Origin of the sequence: Desulfosarcina ovata subsp. ovata (assembly GCF_009689005.1) — a bacterium.
Classification (GTDB): Bacteria; Desulfobacterota; Desulfobacteria; order Desulfobacterales; family Desulfosarcinaceae; genus Desulfosarcina; species Desulfosarcina ovata.
On the sequence record NZ_AP021879.1, the window covers coordinates 7,446,166 to 7,463,248 of the forward strand.

Sequence of the window (17,083 nt, forward strand, 5' to 3'; positions counted from 1 at the left end):
ACCGCCATACGTAGCATTTACCATGGGGTTTAACAAGGGCCACATGAAGGATTTCCAGGGCAATCGCAAGTAAAATCAAAAACCGTCCGTTCCTGAACAGACACCATTCCCGAAAGTGGAAAAATGCCAAATGCCAAAGCCCAAATGTCAAATGAAGGATGAAACCGATCTTAAAATAGATAGAATACCACCAGTTGTCATTTTTCATTGGATATTTGACATTCTTAACCCGTCGCTACCGGGTAAAAAGAGCGACAAAAAGTTAAATGCGGTTACCCTTTTTGTTTTCTTGGGGTCAGCATACCCCCCGGACGTCCACCCGACAGTCGAGCAGGCCGGCGGTGGGGCGCTCGGCCAGCAGGACGGCCCATTTGGGTTTAAGCGTTAAAATGGCCTCCTTTTCGCCAATGGCCCACAGGCAACCGCCCCCGCCGGCACCGGTAAAGCGGGCACCGCAGCCGGCAGCCATGGCGGCCTCGGCCAGGCGCTGACCCATGGACTCGAGCACCTGGGGGGTCATGGCCCTGCGGATGGCGGTTTCACGGTTCATGGCGGCAGCAGCGGCGGGCATGTCGAAACGGGCCAGGGCGTCGGCGAAATCGCGGGTCAGATGGACGATGGCCGTCCAGTTTTCCCGGCTTTGCCCCTGGATGAACTGTCTGACCCAGGTGCTGTTGACATCCTTGGACACATGGGTCACCCCCAGATAGGCCACCAGCAGGTGGCCGTCCAGGCGGGGCAGGACCGCCTCTGTCAACAGCGGGTGGCGGGCAAACGGCGGGCGGTCCGGTTCGGCCGGCCACTCCCAGCGGTTGACCCCGCCATAGGCAGCGGCCAACTGATCCTGAAGCCCGCAGGGCACCCCGGCCACGCCCTGTTCGATGGCGTGGGCCAACAGCACGGTCTGGGTCGCCGACAGCGCTGGCCGGCCGAGCTTCTCCAGAATCCGCGAAAAGGCGGTGATCAGGGCCACGGCGGCCACCGACGAGCCGCCCAGGCCGCTGCGCGGGGGCGAGGTGGAGTGGATCTGGATGTGGACACCGCGGGCGCCAAAACAGTCGGTCACGGCAAACATCAACCCCAGGGGGTGATCGTAGGGGGCCGCCATGGGGTCGAAGACGGCATCGGTAATGCCGGTTGACGATATCCGGATCCGATCGTCACCGGATGGGCTGAGCCGGACCGTGGTGCGCAGATCCAGGGCGATATTGACGGTGGCGGGAGCCAGGTGCCGCAGGGGGTAGTGAAAACTGCTGATGTCCAGGGTCCCGCCGAAATCGATGCGGCAGGGGGCCGATGTCTCGATGGCGCGCTCTTTCAGCAGTGCGCCGATATTGCCCAGGGCCGGGCCGGCGTCATGCATGGGACCGTTTTTTTCTTGCATGGATGGTGTTCCTTACCGCCCGGAGCACCTTGAGGCTCTTGGGGGTTTTTCCGATGTGATAGGGGACGAAGGCTTCCAGAAACGCCAGTCCCTCGGTAATCGCCAGTGGGGTGAAGCGCACGCGGGCGGCCCGTTCCAGGTCGCCGTTGTCGGTCCAGGCGAGTTGTTTCAGGGTCCCCTTGGAGATGCGCAGCTGATCACCGGCTATGCCGGCGCAACTGGGACAGGCGATGCCGCCTTTGGACGGGTCCGAGATCACCGAGCGGTGACGGATCTGGTCAAGGCGGGTCTTGCAGGCGTGGCAGTGCTCGAAATTGGGACGGAATCCGGCAATGGTCAGAAATCGCATCTGAAAAAGGATGCTGAGTACTTCCACGGGGATCTCTCCCCGGTTGAGCTCGGTGAGCACATGATGGGTCAGCCGGTAAAGATTTTCATGGGGCTCCCCTTCGGCCATCCACAGATAGATGATTTCCGACCAGTAACTGGCGTAAGCGGTCTTGATGATGTTTTCACGGATTTTGAAAAATGGGTTTTCCAGGGAGGCTTCCTGGAGAACCGGCATGCCCTTGCGTTTTCCCTGGGTCAGGACCACCTCGAGCTGGGAGAACGGTTCCAGCACACCGGGAAAGCGGCGTACGCTTTTTTTGGCTGATTTGGCGATGGCGCTGGTTTTTCCCTGGGCCAGGGTGAACAGGGTCACGATAAGATCGAAATCGCCGAATTCGATGCGGCGCAGCAGGATGGCGGGGGTGTTCGAACCGGCCATGGTTTCAGATGCCCAGGAATCCGGTGGCGATGGTGAAGTAAAAATAGACGCTGATGATATCGACGGAGGTGGTCACAAAGGGACCCGTGGCCACGGCCGGATCGATATTGATGCGGGCCAGCAGCATGGGCACGCACGATCCCACCAGGGCAGCCACGGACATGGAACAGACCACGGCCAGGCAGACGGCCAGGGCCAGCATGAACGTATTGTACTGGGCCTGGGCCACCGACCCGATCAAGGCGCCGTAGACAACCCCGAGGATGAGGCCCACGGTCAGCTCCTTGCCCACCACCGACCAAATGTCGCGGATGTTGAGCCGTCCGGTGGCCAGCCCGCGCACCACGATGGTGGAGGACTGGGTGCCGATATTGCCGCCCATGCCCATGATTACCGGGATGAAGGCGGCCAGATAGGTGACCCGGCTGAGGCTGTCCTCGAAATGGCCGATCACGTAAAAGGCGAAGATACCGCCCAGGCAGCTGGCAAAAAGCCATGGCAGGCGGATGCGCGTGCTTTTGAAAATGCTTTTGGTTTCGACGAACTCTTCGCCCACGCCGGCCATTTTAAGGATATCCTCGGTGGCCTCCTCACGGAAAATATCGATGACGTCGTCCACGGTGACAATACCCACCAGCCGGTTGCTGTCGTCCACCACCGGTACGGCCAGGATATCGTAACGGGCCACCAGCTTGGCCACCTCCTCCTGGTCCATGTGGGTTTGCACGGAGAGCACATCGGTGGTCATGAACGCCTTGAGCGGGGTTTGCGGCTTGACCACCACCAACTGCCGCAGAGAGCAGACCCCCACCAGTTTGCCGTAGCCGTCCACCGCGTAGAGATAGAAGGGCATCTCCACATCGGCAAACTCCTTCTGGATGCGTTCGATGGCCTCGGTGGCGGTTATCTCTTCGCTCAGGGCGATGAAATCGGGGTTCATGATGCCGCCGGCGCTGTCGTCGGCAAAGTGCATGAGATCCTCGACTTCGTCGGAGCCCTCCTTTTTCATGCGCTTGAGCAGGCTGCTGACGGTCTCCTCGGGGAGCTGATGAAGCAGGTCGGCCACATCGTCGTTGGGCATCTCTTCGAGAATCGCCACCACCTGGTCCGGATCCATGCCGTCGATGAGTTGGACAAAAAGATCTTCATCCAGTTCGCTGAACAGGATGCCTTGTTGGTCCACATCCTCGATCATGTCGAACAGCAGGCGCTGGTCCTGAAGCGACAGGTCCCTGAAAAGGATCGAAAGATCGGCCCCGTGGGTCTTGTTGACGATTTTGTGCAGGCGGCTGCTGGCGCCCCGACGCAAAAGGCGCTTGACACTGACGGTCAGAATTTTCTGTCTGTCCTGTTGCATTATGGAATCTTCAGGCTCACGACCTGGCCGCTGCTACCGTAAATTTTGACGGGCCGCTCGTTGAGAAAGATCTGCAGGCCGGTGGCGTTGCCGATCATCAGGTTGAAGTTGCGGGTGCCTTCCAGCTCCAGTCGCTCTTCGGGTTTCAGATCGTACGAACGGGTGTTCTGGCCGTCCACAATGACCTTCAGCCAGGTCTGTTCGACGGCAACCACCTTAAGCCGCAATTTTTCACTGACCATCACCGGCATCAGCGGATCCGCGTCGGTTTGTGCGGCTGGGGTTGCCGGGGGGGGCAACCGGTCCTCCTGGGGCAGCGCCGGGTCGGGCGGGGGCTCAGGATCCAGAAAAAGATCAGTGTAGCGCACGATCAGCAGAATGCTGGTGATGATCCCGATGGTCAGCAACGTGCGGCGCAGGATCGACAACTTGGCCTGCCGTTTCAAACGCTGCTGCCTTGTCATGGCCTGGCGCTCAAGGTCGGTCAGGTACAGGTTCAGGGCCACATCGGCATTGGCCCCCACCGCCTTGGCATAGGATCGGATAAAGCTTTTTACATAGGGTCGCGGCGGCAGTTGGGCATGGTCGTCCGCCTCCATGGCATTGAGGCAGTGGGTGGCAATCTTGGTTTGTTTGGATACCGCTTCCACCGACAAGGCCGCTTTCAGTCGGAACGCCTGGAGATAATGCCCGTAAGTATCGCGACTTGAATCCGATTCCATAGACCCGGACCACCATATTCGATGATCGAAAACCGATTCGGATTTCCGATTAATTGATGATTTTTATATGTGACTGGCCGCGCAGATCCTCGAGCCAGGAGAGAAATGTCTTGTCCACCACCTCGGCGTACAGCTTTTGGTGAATCTCTTCCCGGACACTTTCCAGGGGTTTGTCTTCACTGCGTTTGACCGCTTCGACGTAAAAAAGCTGAAATCCCCGGTCCGTATCCAGAACCGATGTGGCCTGTCCGGGTTGCAGTCCGTCAAGGGCCGCCCGGATCTGAGGAGAGAAGGTATCGATTGTAAATTCGCCGATATCGCCGCCATTATCGGCGGCCGGGCCCTCGCTGTATGTCCGGGCCAGGTCGGCAAACGCCGTGCCCGCTTCGAATTGGGCGCGCAGCACGGCCATTTTCTGGCCGATGGCCGTCTTCTCATCATCCGTTGCGCCTGCCGGCATCGGCAACAGGATGTTGCGCAGGTGGTAGTGCAGCGTGCCGCCGTAGAGTTCGGGATGGTTGTCGTAATAGTTGCTGACCTCCTCATCGGTGATGACGATTTTGGATTTGACCTCATAATTGACCAGCCGGGAACGCAGAATCTGCTCCTTGATTTTCTCCCGGTACTCTTCCATGGTCATCTGGTCCGCTTCCAGGAAACCGCGTAGATCTTCGTCGGTATAGTAGTTGGCGGCCTTGATGCGTTCGATGGCATTGTCGATTTCGGCGTCGTCCACATTGATGTCGTTGCGCTTGATTTCCTGGTCGGTGAGCTTTTCATCCACCAGGCGGTTTAGCATATCCTCGCGGACCTTGTAGAGCATCTTTTGCTCCTTCTCGAGATCGAACCCCTGCTGGCGGATCCGTTGGACATAGGGAGACATGCGTGCATCGAGTTCGCTGAGCAGGATGATGTCCTCATTGACAACGGCCACGATGCGATCGAGCACTTTGGATGCGGCCGAGGCCGTGGCCAGAGCGGTAAGCATCGGCACCAGTGCCAGGATCAGGCTACCGGTATACAGAATACGTTTCAACATCACTTTTCCTTTTCCCGGCTGCCGGAACCGGCATCGGGCGGTTGGGCCTGTTTCCACAGTTCCCAGTTGATCTTTACCCGGTAACGGGTTTTCAGCCCGTTCATCCACTGCGGCCAGGCCGCCTCAACTTTTTCTTGCCGCAGATGCGTGATGATGCGGTGCTTTAGATTGGTATCGGCCACGGTTTCATCATCCACATTGAACTGGTCCGGGTGGCTGCGGTAGTACGTCTCGATTTCCTTGGGCGTGATGGTCACCGACGGGATCAGGTCCTGATTGACGACTTTTTCCATGAGCAGCCGCGCCGCGAGGCGTTCCCGCCACAAGGGCAGGGTGATGGCGCTTTCCAGCAGCATCTGCTCGAATTCACCTTCCGGGTAGTCTTTTTTGATGGCGTCGATCGCTGCGGTGACCTCCTGATCGTCTAATTCCATGCCCAGTTCATCGGCCCGGCAGCGGATGGCCACCTCTTCGGTCATCTGATGCAACAGCCGCAACCGGCCGTCGTTGACCAGTTGTGGATCTGCCATGCGGTCGTCGCTGAAGGCAATCCGCGCCACGTCAAAGGCGCGTTCAAACTGGGTCAGTGTGATGCGTTGCCCATTGGCCTGGATCAATACTGCCGCAGATGTCGGGCTTTCCGATTCGGTGCATCCGGCCAGAAAAACGATCAGTAGGAACCATACCGCCAGACCGGCCTGCGTGGCGCTTTGCTCCGATGTTTGGCGCCACTGTTGATAACGTACTGCAACCTTTCTAAATATTATTTTCATAAAGGTTCAGAAATTAACATGTTGCGCCAATTCGATCAAGATGTTTTTCACCTGGGCCAGCATGACCCGGGGCGCGCCTTTGGTCAGGCTGGCCTTGAACTGATGGTCCGGGGTGAACTGATAGAGGTCCTGGCCGTCGGTGATCATCTGGACGATTCCCAGGGGGCGGCGTTGATGAATTTCGCTGAAGGCCAGAACCAGCTGCTGACCGAACAGGTCCAACCGTTTGACGCCGGCGCGGACCGACAGTACCCGGAGCATGATTTTGAGCAGCAGGTTTTCCGTTTCTTCGGGCATGGGGCCGAAACGGTCGATCAACTCGGCTTTCATGGCCGCGATCTCCTTGAGATCGGCCAGCTTGGCCAGACGACGGTAGATGGAGAGGCGCTGGTCGATGTCGGCCACGTAGTCCTCGGCCACATAAGCGGACATGGGCAGGTTGATCTCCGGTTCGAGACCCTCGGTGATGGGCTCGCCCTTCATTTGGGCCACGGCCTCTTCCATGAGCTTGAGGAACATGTCGTACCCCACGGCCGCGATATGGCCCGACTGGGAGGCACCCAGGATGGCGCCGCCGCCGCGGATCTTGAGATCGTTCATGGCGATCTGAAAACCCGATCCCAGGTCGCTGTGCTCCATGAGCACCTTGAGACGCTTCTGGGCGTCCTTGCCCAGGCGGCTCTCCTCGGGAATGAACAGGTAGGCGTAGGCCTGCTCGTCGGAGCGGCCCACCCGGCCGCGCAGCTGATAGATCTGGGACAGACCGAACCGGTCCGCCCGGTTGACCAGGATGGTATTGGCCGTGGCCACGTCGATGCCCGATTCGATAATCGTGGTGCAGACCAGCATATCCACCTCGCGGGCCATGAACCGCATCATCACCGTTTCCAGTTCATTTTCGGCCATCTGACCATGGGCCACGGCCAGGCGCACTTCGGGGACCATCTGCTTGAGGCGTCCGGCCATGCGTTCGATGGAGCCCACATTGTTGTGCACGAAAAAAATCTGACCGCCTCTGGCCAGCTCGCTGCGAATCGCCTCGGTGACCACGGTGTCGTCGAATTCGCACACATAGGTGATGATCGCCCGGCGCTGTTCGGGCGGAGTGGAGATGACACTGATGTCGCGGATGCCCATCATGGACAGATGCAGGGTGCGCGGAATCGGCGTGGCCGTAAGGGCCAAAACATCCACGGTGGCGCGCAGTTTCTTGAGCTTCTCCTTGTGCCGTACGCCGAAGCGCTGTTCCTCGTCAATGATGAACAGGCCCAGGTCGGCAAAGCTGACGTCCTTCTGCAGCAGGCGGTGGGTGCCGATGGCAATGTCCACGGTCCCTTTTTTAATCTCCTCCACGATCTGGCGCTGCTCACCCCGGGAACGGAAGCGGCTCAGACAGGCCACCTTCACCGGGTAGGCGTCGAATCGCCTTTCGAAGGTGGCAAAATGCTGTTCGGCCAGGACCGTGGTGGGCACCAGCATGGCCACCTGCTTGGCCTCGCTGACCGCCAGGAACGAGGCCCTGAGGGCCACCTCGGTTTTTCCGTAGCCCACGTCACCGCACACCAGGCGATCCATGGGATTGGGGCTGCGCATGTCGGCCAGCACATCCTCAATGGCGTGCAGCTGGTCGGGGGTCTCCTCAAAGGGAAAGTCCGCCTCGAAGTCGACAAAGTGGCTGTCGGTCGCGCCGTAGTGGTGGCCCTCGTTGATCTTGCGCTGAGCATAGATCTTGAGCAGTTCGCCGGCGATTTTTTCGGCCGACTGGCGCACCTTTTCCTTGGCGCGTTCCCAGGACCGGCCGCCCATCTTGTCCAGGGCCGGCATCATTCCCTCGACGCCCATGTAGGTCTGGATCAGTCCCATGCGATCCACGGGCAGGTAGAGCCGGTCATCGTCACGGTAGACGATCAGCAGGAAATCGTTGACCGTGCCTTCCAGGTTCAATTTGACCAGGCCTTCGTAGCGGCCGATGCCGTGTTCGTCGTGAACCACCAGATCGCCCTGCTTGAGATCGGAAAAGGAGAGCAGTTCGGTGTGTACGCTTTTGCGGCTGCGGGTGGCCCGTTTGGTTCGCGGACCGAAAATTTCGGCTTCGGTGAGTACGGCCAGACCCTCATCCGGCCAGACGAATCCGGCGCTCAGCCGCCCGCGGCAGATCGTCACCCGTCCGGGTTTCAAGGATGGCCCGAAGGATGGCTCGATGTTGGCGGTCGTTTTGTGGGGGGCCAGGATAGACGCCAGACGACTGGCCTGGCGTTCGGTTTCACAGACCATGACCATCCGGTGGCCGGCTTCGCCCTGGGTGGCGATCCATTGGATCAGCGGTGCGGCCGGTTGCTCGCTTTTGCGGGCCGTCTGCATGGCCAGCATCAGATCACTGTTATCGACCATGCCGACCGCACTGACCGGGCGGTCCGCTTTCCCGCTGACTGCGATGGGGGCCAGGAACACGGCCTCCGAACGGTCAAGCCGGCTGCTGATTTCCGCCCAGTTTAAGAACAGGGCATCGACCTCGACACACAACCGTGCGTCGGCCTTGGCCTTGTTGACGTTGACCTGGGCCGCCTCGAGACTTTTTTCCGCCGCCTGGGCCAGTTCCATGGGATCTTCGGCAATCACCAGCGTGTTTTTGGAAAGATAGTCGAAGAGGGTATCCATACGTGCATAGATCAGCGGCGTGAGGCTTTCGATGCCGGGAAAGACCCCCTGGTCGCGGATGCGCTGGACGATGTCACGGGCCGTGGTGCGCGGCAGCTCCTGCTCGATGGCCCGCGCGCGGAAGCGGTTGACGATTTCGTCCAGGCGGTCCTTTTCCAGAGTCACCTCCCGGGCCGGCAGGATCACCGCTTCACCGATGTGATCCTGGCTGCGCTGGGTGGCCGGAGAGAAGAAGCGGATGCTTTCGGCAAAGTCTCCGAACAGTTCGATGCGCAGCGGGCGATCGTACAGGGGCGAGAAGATGTCGATGATGCCTCCCCGTACGCAAAAGTCACCCGGTTCCTCCACCACCACGCTGCGGGTGTAGCCGCCGGCGACCAGTTTGGCCACCAGGCGATCGGGCTCGATCTCCTCTTCGGCAATGAGCAGTTCGGCCGATCCGGCCAGCACGCTGCGGGGTATCAGACGCTGGCGCAGGGCCGCTTGTGTGGTCACGGTCACCCGGGGATCGGTGTCGGCGATCATGCCGTAGAGCACCCGGATCCGGCGGGCGGCGGTTTCGTTGTGGTAGGACATAAATTTGAACGGGGAGAGGTTGTAGGCGGGTAGGAAGGCCGTCTTCGGCGCCGCCTCGCCGCTGAAAAATTCGATCTCCGCCTGGCGCTGTTCGGCGGCTTTGGATGACGCGGTCACCAGGAGGACCGGTATGCCCATCGCCTGCCGGACCGTTGCGGCCAGAAAGGCGGCGGCGCTGCCCGAGATTCCGGTGACCATCAACGGGCCGCGGCGGGTGGCGATGGTGCGGACAAGGTCACGCAATGCAGTTTTTTCTTGATTTTGGTCCCTAAACACTATACTTGATCCTTCTATTTTTTGCCACCGTAGCTCAGCTGGTAGAGCAGCTGATTCGTAATCAGCAGGCCCGCGGTTCGAGTCCGCGCGGTGGCTCCATGGCCTGTTTCGGGTTCCCCCCATCAACCTTGCGGGAGCCCGTTTTTTTTATCTCCGGTGCCGGTGGGTTCCGGCGCGGCGGATATCCGTCAACGGGCCGCCTTTTTAGCGCAACCCGCATCGCTTTTGCAACCGCCGTTTGCGATCGGCGGCGATTCCCGCCCCCTTTGGTGCCGGATACACGAGGCTCAAACGACCAATCGGTCACCCCGGCATGGTGGCCACCCCAAAGAGGAGACCTTTTTTATGCAGCTTTCCCCCCAGCAGCAAGCCGCTGTGCAGCATACCGGTTCGCCGGCCCTTGTCGTTGCCGGTGCCGGATCCGGAAAAACCCGCACCCTGACTGCCAAGTTCGCCCATCTGGTGGCCGAGGGCATGCCCCCGGAACGGATCATGGCGATTACCTTCACCAACAAGGCGGCCGACGAAATGAAAGGCCGGTTGTTGCGCATGACCGGCCTGAGCCTGGCCCGTTTTCCCTGGGTGCGGACCTATCACTCCGCCTGCCTGCAGATTCTCAAAAAGCACTGCCAGCTGTTGGGGTATCACACGCCCCTGCAGATTTTTACGGCCTATCATCAGCAGAAGACGGTCAAGGAAATTCTGCTGGGGCTCAATTTTGACAAAAAGCATGCCATGGGCGTCCTCGGCCAGATTTCCAACGCCAAGAACAGCGGCCATCCGGGCGCCTATTTCGACCAGCATCCCCGGCAGGGCAACATCCGTCTGATCGACATCTACGACCGCTACGAGGCCACTCTCAAAGCGGCCAACGCGGTCGATTTCGACAACATCCTGCTTCTGACCCGCAACCTGTTGCGGGATCATGCGGATATCCGCCAGCGCTACCAGGACTGGTTCCAGTACATCCTGTGCGACGAGTACCAGGATACCAACGATCTTAACGAAGAGATCACCGCCCTGCTGCTCAAGGACGGCAACCTCTTTGCCGTGGGGGACGACTGGCAGTCCATTTACTCGTTTCGCATGAGCAATGTGGGCCATTTTCTGTCGTTCCAAAAAAAGTACAAAGGCTCACGGATTTTCCGTCTGGAACAGAACTACCGCAGCGCCGATGAAATCGTTCAACTGGGCAACCACGTCATCGGCCACAACGAAAACCGCATGGACAAGGCCTGCTTTTCGGACAAGCAGGGCGGCGTGGTGGAGACCCACGAGTTCGTCACCGATCAGGAGGAGGCCTTTTGGGTGGTCGATAAGGTCCGCAGTCTGGTCCGGATGAAGGTTCCCCTGGATAAGATGGCGGTGCTGTACCGGACCAAGTTCTGTTCGCTGCCTTTCGAACAGGCTTTCCGGCGGGCCGACATTCCCTATCACATGATGGGTGGCAAGGGCTTTTTCGAGCGCATGGAGATCCTGGACCTGAACTGTTATATCACTGCCGCGGTGTTTGATAAAGACGACACCGCCTTCGAGCGTATCGTCAACACCCCCAAACGGGGGATCGGGCCGGGAACGCTGAAGAAGATCGCCGGGATGCGCGGTGACGGGATGAGCCTCCAGGACGCCGCCCGCAAGGCGGTGGCCGAACGGGTGCTTTCGCCGAAATTGTACAAGGCCCTGAGCGAGCTGTTGGACCTTCTGGACGAAATCCGGGATCTGAAACCCGATGAAGCCATCAAACGGGCCCTCACCCGCAGCGGCTATATGGATTACCTGGAAAACTATACCCGCTCCCACGCCATGGACCTGACCACCCGCCAGGAAAATATCGAGCAGCTGATCCACGCCGCCGCCCAGAAGGAGACCATCGCCGAGTACCTGGAGGAGGCGGCGCTGGTGCGCGAGGACAAGGAGGAGGATGAGGAGGAGCAAACCGGCGGAATCAACCTCTCCACGGTTCACGCGGCCAAGGGGCTGGAATTTCATACGGTCTTCGTTGTCGGCTGTGAGGAACAGCTCTTTCCCCACTGGCGTTCCATGGACCGGGCCGAGGACCTGGAAGAGGAACGGCGGCTCATGTACGTGGCGGTGACCCGCGCGGAACGTTGCCTGTTCATCACGTCGGCCAATTTCCGCAAGGGCCAGTTCAATCCGCGCAGCCGCTTCCTGGAAGAGATCGATGCCGTCCTGGGGGATCGCTGATTGAAATGCGGCAGCGCCCCGCAGGGTGATCGCATTTAGAGCCCGGATTAGAAAAATCTGGTCGCAGGCATGGCCAGCTCCTGCAGAAAACGGTGTAGAACCAAACGATTGGCACGCGTAGGAGCGGGCCATGCCCGCGAAAAAACAAAAATCAATCCAAATGCGATCGCCCTGCAGCGCCCCGCTTATGCGCTTGACAGGATCCGGTCTTTCCGTATATTTTTATAGCCGTATGATTTTATTGAACAAAGCTTTCGTTTTGGATGGGTCAACGACACCGGGGCAGATTTGCCCGGTTCAGGGGCACGGAATCGGCATCCCATGAACTGTATCGATGCGGTAGAAGGTACGGCAAAATCAGTACTGACACAATTTGTGGATCTGTCCGCCGAGTACCGGATGGATGTCAGTGAGTATATCCGCAATGCGAAGATGGTGATCGACGGGGCGGTGCTGTTCTTGAAAAGCAACCCCGAACTCAATCACTCACCGGATTTGCTTCGGGATGTCCTGTACGATCATGCAAAGGCGCAGTGGCTGTTGCGTCTGGAGAAGGCCGCCGAGTCGGATCCGGCGGCGGCCGCCAGCCCGGATATGGAGTATCACGCATACTGTTACGACCATGTGTATGCTCGGGGCGAGTACCCCCGCTGAACGGGCGTCGGAATGCCGCAGTGAAACCGATTTCGCACAACCCTAAAGGAGCGGTGAGAATGGCTGAAAATGATGAAGACGCGCTGAAAATGGAAATCGACGAGATCATGGACCGGGTAAAAACAATCATGGACAACGTCGCCAAGGTCATGCCCCAGGACGAAGAGGGAACCGGGCGGACGAATGAAAACCGATCGGGCGCATAACCGCCAAGAGCGCAACTCATCCATTCAGGAGGTGCAATGGCTTTGACCAAGAACGATATCGTCGCGAAGGTGAATGACCTGGGTTTTACCAAAAAAAAATCCATCGAAACCGTTGAGTCTTTGCTCGAGATCATCAAGTCGACGCTCGAAAACGGAGATGATGTACTGGTATCGGGTTTTGGAAAGTTCTGCGTAAAAGCGAAAAAAAAACGCCGTGGCAGGAATCCGGCCACCGGTTCCGACCTGATCCTGCGCGAGCGCAGGGTGGTCACCTTCAAATGCTCGGGGAAACTGCGCAACAAGATCAACAGCGGTTGAATCAATCCGCTTGCCGGCACCTCCTCTTTCCCTCAGCGGTTCACTTTTCCACATGATGTGGAATTGCCCTTTCGGGCGGCCACGCCCGTAATGCCCCGAGAATGAAAATTGTTCGTTTGTTCCTGCTTTGTCACCGTCAGACAGGCGGTTAGCTCTGAGGCTGTCCCAGCTTGCTGAGAAAATTTTTATGTCTCAGCCGTGCCAGCGCCTTACCTTCCTCCACCAGATAGTAAACCGGCTGGTTGTTCTCATCATAACACGCGTAAAGGGCGGTATAGCCCGCCTGGTCAGTGACATCCATGATGCGGTGGACATCGTCGTCAAAACGTTCGCACACATCCTGCCAGGGTTCCGGGGATGCGTCGGCCACGTTTTCAATGGCCCGGGTGGCCTCGGTGAAATTAACGTGAAGGGCTTGCATGGGACCTCCCTGAAGTTGTGTTTCGGTTTGTTTCCGATCCGCAAAGCAAACTAAAGTTAGCCGCTTCCGATAACGCTGTCAATCCGCCTTCAATGGTTTCCCTGGGGCTTTACCCATTGACATCGGGCCCGATCGGTTAAAATTTATTCCTGGACGGTTCGAAAACCATAATCGACCCATTTTGACGGAGGTTCACCATGCAATGGATGATTAAAATGGTAGGGGTGGTGGTTACCCTCGCGGCCCTGACCGGCTGCAGTGTGGTTCAGGTGAGTCAGGATTATGACCCCCGAGCCGATCTGTCCGGCCAGGGCACCTGGCAGTGGCGGCAGCCGGATCAGGCGACCGTCGGAGACGTGCGTATCGACAACCCGCTTCTGGACGGGCGGATCCGACGGGCTGTGGAGAGCCATCTGGCCGGTCGAAAAATGAGGCAGCCCACCCATATGCCGGATCTTTATATCAGCTACCATCTGTCCATCGAGCAAAGAATCGAGGGGAACACGGTCTATCCTACCTTCGGTGCATGGTGGTACGGCTATCCGTGGTTTGGCGGGATGGAGGCAGAAACACGGATTCATCAGTATGACGAGTGCCGGCTGGTCATAGACATTCATGCTGCAGAGACGGGCCACCTGCTGTGGCGGGGAACAGGCGTTTACCGGTACAAGACCTACCCGAACCCCCAGGCGGCGGCCGAATCGATCCGGAAGACCGTGGACAAAATTTTGCTGCAGTTTCCGCCCCATCCTTCTTGATAGATATCCATTGACAACCCGACAAAATTGAATATTCTGCAAGGCTCAATATTTAAAGCCGATTCCAAGGAGAACCAATGAAAAAGACTGTCCTGTTTATCGCTGCCGTCGCCCTGTTGGCTTTTACCGGAACCGCCATGGCCGATATCAACATCAAACTGGCCGTGGTCACCAAACCCGGGTCCGCACAGAATATCGTTGCCGCTAAGTTTGAGGAACTCATCGCGCAGCGCTCCGGCGGGAACATCTCCGTCAAGGTGTATCACTCTGCATCACTGGGCAACGAAACCGAGATTCTCCAGCAGATACAGATGAATACCATCCAGATGGCCGTGATCACCGGTGGGCCGTTTGACACGTTTGATCCCATTGTCCGGGTCGTCAGCTATCCGTTCCTACTCAAGGATTATGCCCAGGCCGATGCCATTCTCGACGGTCCGTTGGGCGCCGAAATCCTGAAAAGCCTGGAACGGTCCAAAATCAAGGGCTTGTGTTTTTCCGAAAACGGGTTTCGCAACCTAAGCAACAACAAACGCCCGGTGAACACCCCTGAAGATGTCAAGGGCCTCAAAATCCGGGTCATGTCCTCCACCATCCACAAATCTATCTGGCAGGCCCTGGGGGCCAACCCCACGCCCATGCCTTGGCCGATATACACCGAGTTGGAGCAGGGCGTCATCGACGGCCAGGAAAACCCCCTGTGGGTTATGGAAGTCTATAAGTTTTACGAAATTCAGAAGTACATGACCATGACCCGCCACGTCTATTCCTGTCACATTGATGTGGCTTCCCTGGATTGGTGGAACAGCCTTAACCCTGCGGATCAGGCGCTGATCCAGAAAACCATTCATGACGCCGCCGTGTTCGAGCGCCAGGACAACCGCTCCAAGAATGCCGCCCGTCTGGCCATGCTCAAGGAGAAGGGGATGCAGATTGTCGAGAATCCGGATATCCAGGCGTTTCGTGCCAGGGTGGCGGATCTGAAGAACCTCGATCTGTACAGTGACCCCCAGGTCAAGGCCCTGCTTGAGAAAATCTTGGACGCGACACGCTGATCCGTTGGTCGGTTCTTCGATGGATCTTGTTGGTTGCCGCCGACCCGCAATGGTTTCGGGCCGGCGGTGTTGTTCCCTACCGTTGATTTGTGCGTTTTGATCGGATCCGATACCTGATTGAGAAGAGGTGTATGATCGTGTCTGTTCTTGAGAAGATGAGTGCCGGTGTCAACCACTGGATTGAATATCTGCTGTTCGGGATGGGCTTCTCCATGGCCCTGCTCGTGGCCACCCAGGTCTTTTTCCGCTATGTCCTGAACCAGTCGCTCTTCTGGTCCGAGGAGTTGGCCCGCTACCTTTTGGTTTGGCTGACGTTTCTCGGCGCCTCGGCAGCCTATTATCGCCATGCCCATCCGGGGGTGGATATCCTCTACCGCAGAATGACGCCGGGTCTGCGCAAGGTTTGCCTGGTGTTGATTCACCTGGTTTCGATCAGCCTTTTTGTGGTGATGATCGTCTACGGTTACCGCTTTGCCCATTTCGTGCAGTTGCAGACCACACCGGCTCTACAACTGCCCAAATGGATCGTCCTGAGTATCATTCCCATCAGCGGCGCTGTTTTGCTGATTCACGGCATCACCTTTTTGGTGGATGCCCTGCAGCGGAGCCGCCCATGACGTCTACCGTTCTGCTCGTATCGCTCCTCGTCCTGTTTGCCATCAATACGCCCATTGCCATTGCCATCGGCGTGGCGTCCGTGCTGGGTATCGTCGTTCAGGGGGATTTCAATCCCATGATGATAGTACAGCGGATGTTCGGCGGTACCGACTCGTTTCATCTGATGGCGGTTCCCCTGTTTATGTTCACGGGAACCATCCTGGAGGCCGGCGGCATCAGTCGCCGGATCATCGATTTCGCCAACGCCCTGGTAGGCTGGCTGCCGGGCGGCATGGCGGCCGTGACCATTGTGTCGGCCATGTTTTTCGCCGGGATTTCCGGCTCGGCGGCAGCTGACGCCGCGGCCGTGGGCGCCATTTTGATCCCGGCCATGAAAACATCGGGCTACGAGTCCGATTTTGCCGCTGCCGTGCAGGCCTCCGGAGGATCCATCGGCGTGGTCATTCCGCCGTCGATCCCCATGATCATTTTCGGCTTCCTTACCGGTGCCTCCATCGGTCAGCTTTTCGCTGCCGGCATTCTGCCGGGCCTGTTGATCGGTGTATCACTGATCGGCGTGGCCACCTTTATTTCGTGGCAGAAGGGCTACTCGGCAACCACCCGTTTTTCCATGGCCGATGTCTGGCACACCTTCAAACGGGCCATCCTGGCCATGGGCGCGCCGATTATCATTCTGGGCGGTATTCTTTTCGGGGTTTTCACGGCCACCGAATCGGCGGCTGTGGCCGTGGTTTACGGACTGGTGGTGGGCATGGGCGTTTACCGCCGCATTCGCATCCGAGATCTTTATCCCCTGTTCCGGGACGGGGCCATCACCTCGGCCATTGTCATGCTGATCATCGCCACGGCATCGGCGTTCAGTTGGATTGCGGCCATCGAGGATATCCCGGCGCGGCTGGCCGGCGGCCTGCTGGGCCTTACCGCCAACCCGGTGGCCCTGCTGCTTTTGATCAACCTGGTGCTGCTGATCGCCGGCACCTTTGTGGAGACCACCGCGGCCCTGATCCTGCTGGTGCCGATGATTACGGCCATGCTGCCCTCCCTGGGGATCGACATGGTTCAGCTGGGGGTCATCGTGGTTACCAACCTGGCCATCGGCATGTTGACGCCGCCCATGGGTATCTGTCTGATTGTCTCCTGTTCCATCTCCGGGGATTCTTTGGCTGCCATCAGCCGGCGGGTTTTGCCCTTCATGGGAATTCTGCTCGTCGATCTCCTGATTATCACTTTTTACTCACCGATTACCATGTGGATGGCCAACCTGGTGGCCAGTTAGACTACGATTTAACATTCG

At 58.5% G+C, this 17,083-nt stretch carries 16 protein-coding genes and 1 tRNA gene; 9 read left to right on the forward strand and 8 right to left on the reverse strand.

What is annotated here, in order from left to right; all coding sequences use genetic code 11:
* Positions 1–295: 295 nt before the first annotated feature.
* The 7 genes from GN112_RS32630 to mfd are packed head-to-tail and all read right to left on the reverse strand — an operon-like array spanning position 296 to position 9,521.
* Positions 296–1,384, reverse strand: a complete 1,089-nt coding sequence (locus GN112_RS32630; protein ID WP_231717198.1) for a GHMP family kinase ATP-binding protein — start codon at positions 1,382–1,384, stop codon at positions 296–298.
* Positions 1,356–2,153, reverse strand: a complete 798-nt coding sequence (gene recO, locus GN112_RS32635; protein ID WP_155313944.1) for a DNA repair protein RecO — start codon at positions 2,151–2,153, stop codon at positions 1,356–1,358. Before recO ends, GN112_RS32630 begins: the two co-directional genes overlap by 29 nt.
* Positions 2,154–2,157: 4 nt before the next feature.
* Complete coding sequence (mgtE, locus tag GN112_RS32640; protein WP_155313945.1) at positions 2,158–3,510, reverse strand: magnesium transporter; 1,353 nt, start codon at positions 3,508–3,510, stop codon at positions 2,158–2,160.
* Positions 3,510–4,232: a helix-turn-helix domain-containing protein gene (locus tag GN112_RS32645; RefSeq protein ID WP_155313946.1), complete on the reverse strand. Its 723-nt coding sequence runs from the start codon at positions 4,230–4,232 to the stop codon at positions 3,510–3,512. The genes mgtE and GN112_RS32645 overlap by 1 nt, the downstream gene beginning before the upstream one ends.
* 49 nt (positions 4,233–4,281) lie before the next feature.
* Positions 4,282–5,271 (reverse strand): peptidylprolyl isomerase, encoded by a 990-nt coding sequence (locus tag GN112_RS32650; RefSeq protein WP_155313947.1) that lies wholly within the window; start codon positions 5,269–5,271, stop codon positions 4,282–4,284.
* Positions 5,271–6,044 carry a SurA N-terminal domain-containing protein gene (locus tag GN112_RS32655; protein ID WP_155313948.1) on the reverse strand — a complete coding sequence of 258 codons (774 nt, stop codon included), beginning with the start codon at positions 6,042–6,044 and terminating at the stop codon, positions 5,271–5,273. The genes GN112_RS32650 and GN112_RS32655 overlap by 1 nt, the downstream gene beginning before the upstream one ends.
* Positions 6,045–6,050: 6 nt before the next feature.
* Positions 6,051–9,521, reverse strand: coding sequence for a transcription-repair coupling factor (mfd, locus tag GN112_RS32660; protein WP_155313949.1), 3,471 nt, complete (start codon positions 9,519–9,521; stop codon positions 6,051–6,053).
* Between the two features lie 56 nt (positions 9,522–9,577).
* Between mfd and GN112_RS32665 the strand changes: the two genes are divergently transcribed.
* From GN112_RS32665 to GN112_RS32685, 5 genes are all read left to right on the forward strand, one after another.
* Positions 9,578–9,653, forward strand: a tRNA-Thr gene (locus GN112_RS32665).
* 246 nt (positions 9,654–9,899) lie between these two features.
* Positions 9,900–11,759 carry an ATP-dependent helicase gene (locus GN112_RS32670; protein ID WP_155313950.1) on the forward strand — a complete coding sequence of 620 codons (1,860 nt, stop codon included), beginning with the start codon at positions 9,900–9,902 and terminating at the stop codon, positions 11,757–11,759.
* A gap of 321 nt (positions 11,760–12,080) precedes the next feature.
* Positions 12,081–12,413 (forward strand): hypothetical protein, encoded by a 333-nt coding sequence (locus tag GN112_RS32675; protein ID WP_155313951.1) that lies wholly within the window; start codon positions 12,081–12,083, stop codon positions 12,411–12,413.
* A gap of 59 nt (positions 12,414–12,472) precedes the next feature.
* A complete protein-coding gene (locus GN112_RS32680; RefSeq protein ID WP_155313952.1) occupies positions 12,473–12,619 on the forward strand; it encodes a hypothetical protein in 147 nt (48 codons plus the stop codon).
* A gap of 36 nt (positions 12,620–12,655) precedes the next feature.
* Positions 12,656–12,937 carry an integration host factor subunit alpha gene (locus tag GN112_RS32685; protein WP_155313953.1) on the forward strand — a complete coding sequence of 94 codons (282 nt, stop codon included), beginning with the start codon at positions 12,656–12,658 and terminating at the stop codon, positions 12,935–12,937.
* Positions 12,938–13,085: 148 nt separating this feature from the next.
* Here GN112_RS32685 and GN112_RS32690 read toward each other — a convergent pair whose 3' ends face one another.
* Positions 13,086–13,358, reverse strand: coding sequence for a hypothetical protein (locus GN112_RS32690; protein ID WP_155313954.1), 273 nt, complete (start codon positions 13,356–13,358; stop codon positions 13,086–13,088).
* A 197-nt stretch (positions 13,359–13,555) separates the two neighbouring features.
* Between GN112_RS32690 and GN112_RS32695 the strand changes: the two genes are divergently transcribed.
* From GN112_RS32695 to GN112_RS32710, 4 genes are all read left to right on the forward strand, one after another.
* The gene (locus GN112_RS32695; protein ID WP_155313955.1) at positions 13,556–14,116 is read left to right on the forward strand and encodes a DUF4136 domain-containing protein; all 561 of its coding nucleotides are present in this window, start codon (positions 13,556–13,558) and stop codon (positions 14,114–14,116) included.
* A gap of 77 nt (positions 14,117–14,193) precedes the next feature.
* Complete coding sequence (locus tag GN112_RS32700) at positions 14,194–15,171, forward strand: TRAP transporter substrate-binding protein (protein WP_155313956.1); 978 nt, start codon at positions 14,194–14,196, stop codon at positions 15,169–15,171.
* Positions 15,172–15,302: 131 nt separating this feature from the next.
* On the forward strand, positions 15,303–15,788 hold the full coding sequence (locus tag GN112_RS32705; protein ID WP_231714013.1) for a TRAP transporter small permease: 486 nt from the start codon (positions 15,303–15,305) through the stop codon (positions 15,786–15,788).
* Positions 15,785–17,065, forward strand: a complete 1,281-nt coding sequence (locus tag GN112_RS32710; RefSeq protein WP_155313957.1) for a TRAP transporter large permease — start codon at positions 15,785–15,787, stop codon at positions 17,063–17,065. The genes GN112_RS32705 and GN112_RS32710 overlap by 4 nt, the downstream gene beginning before the upstream one ends.
* Positions 17,066–17,083: the final 18 nt, after the last annotated feature.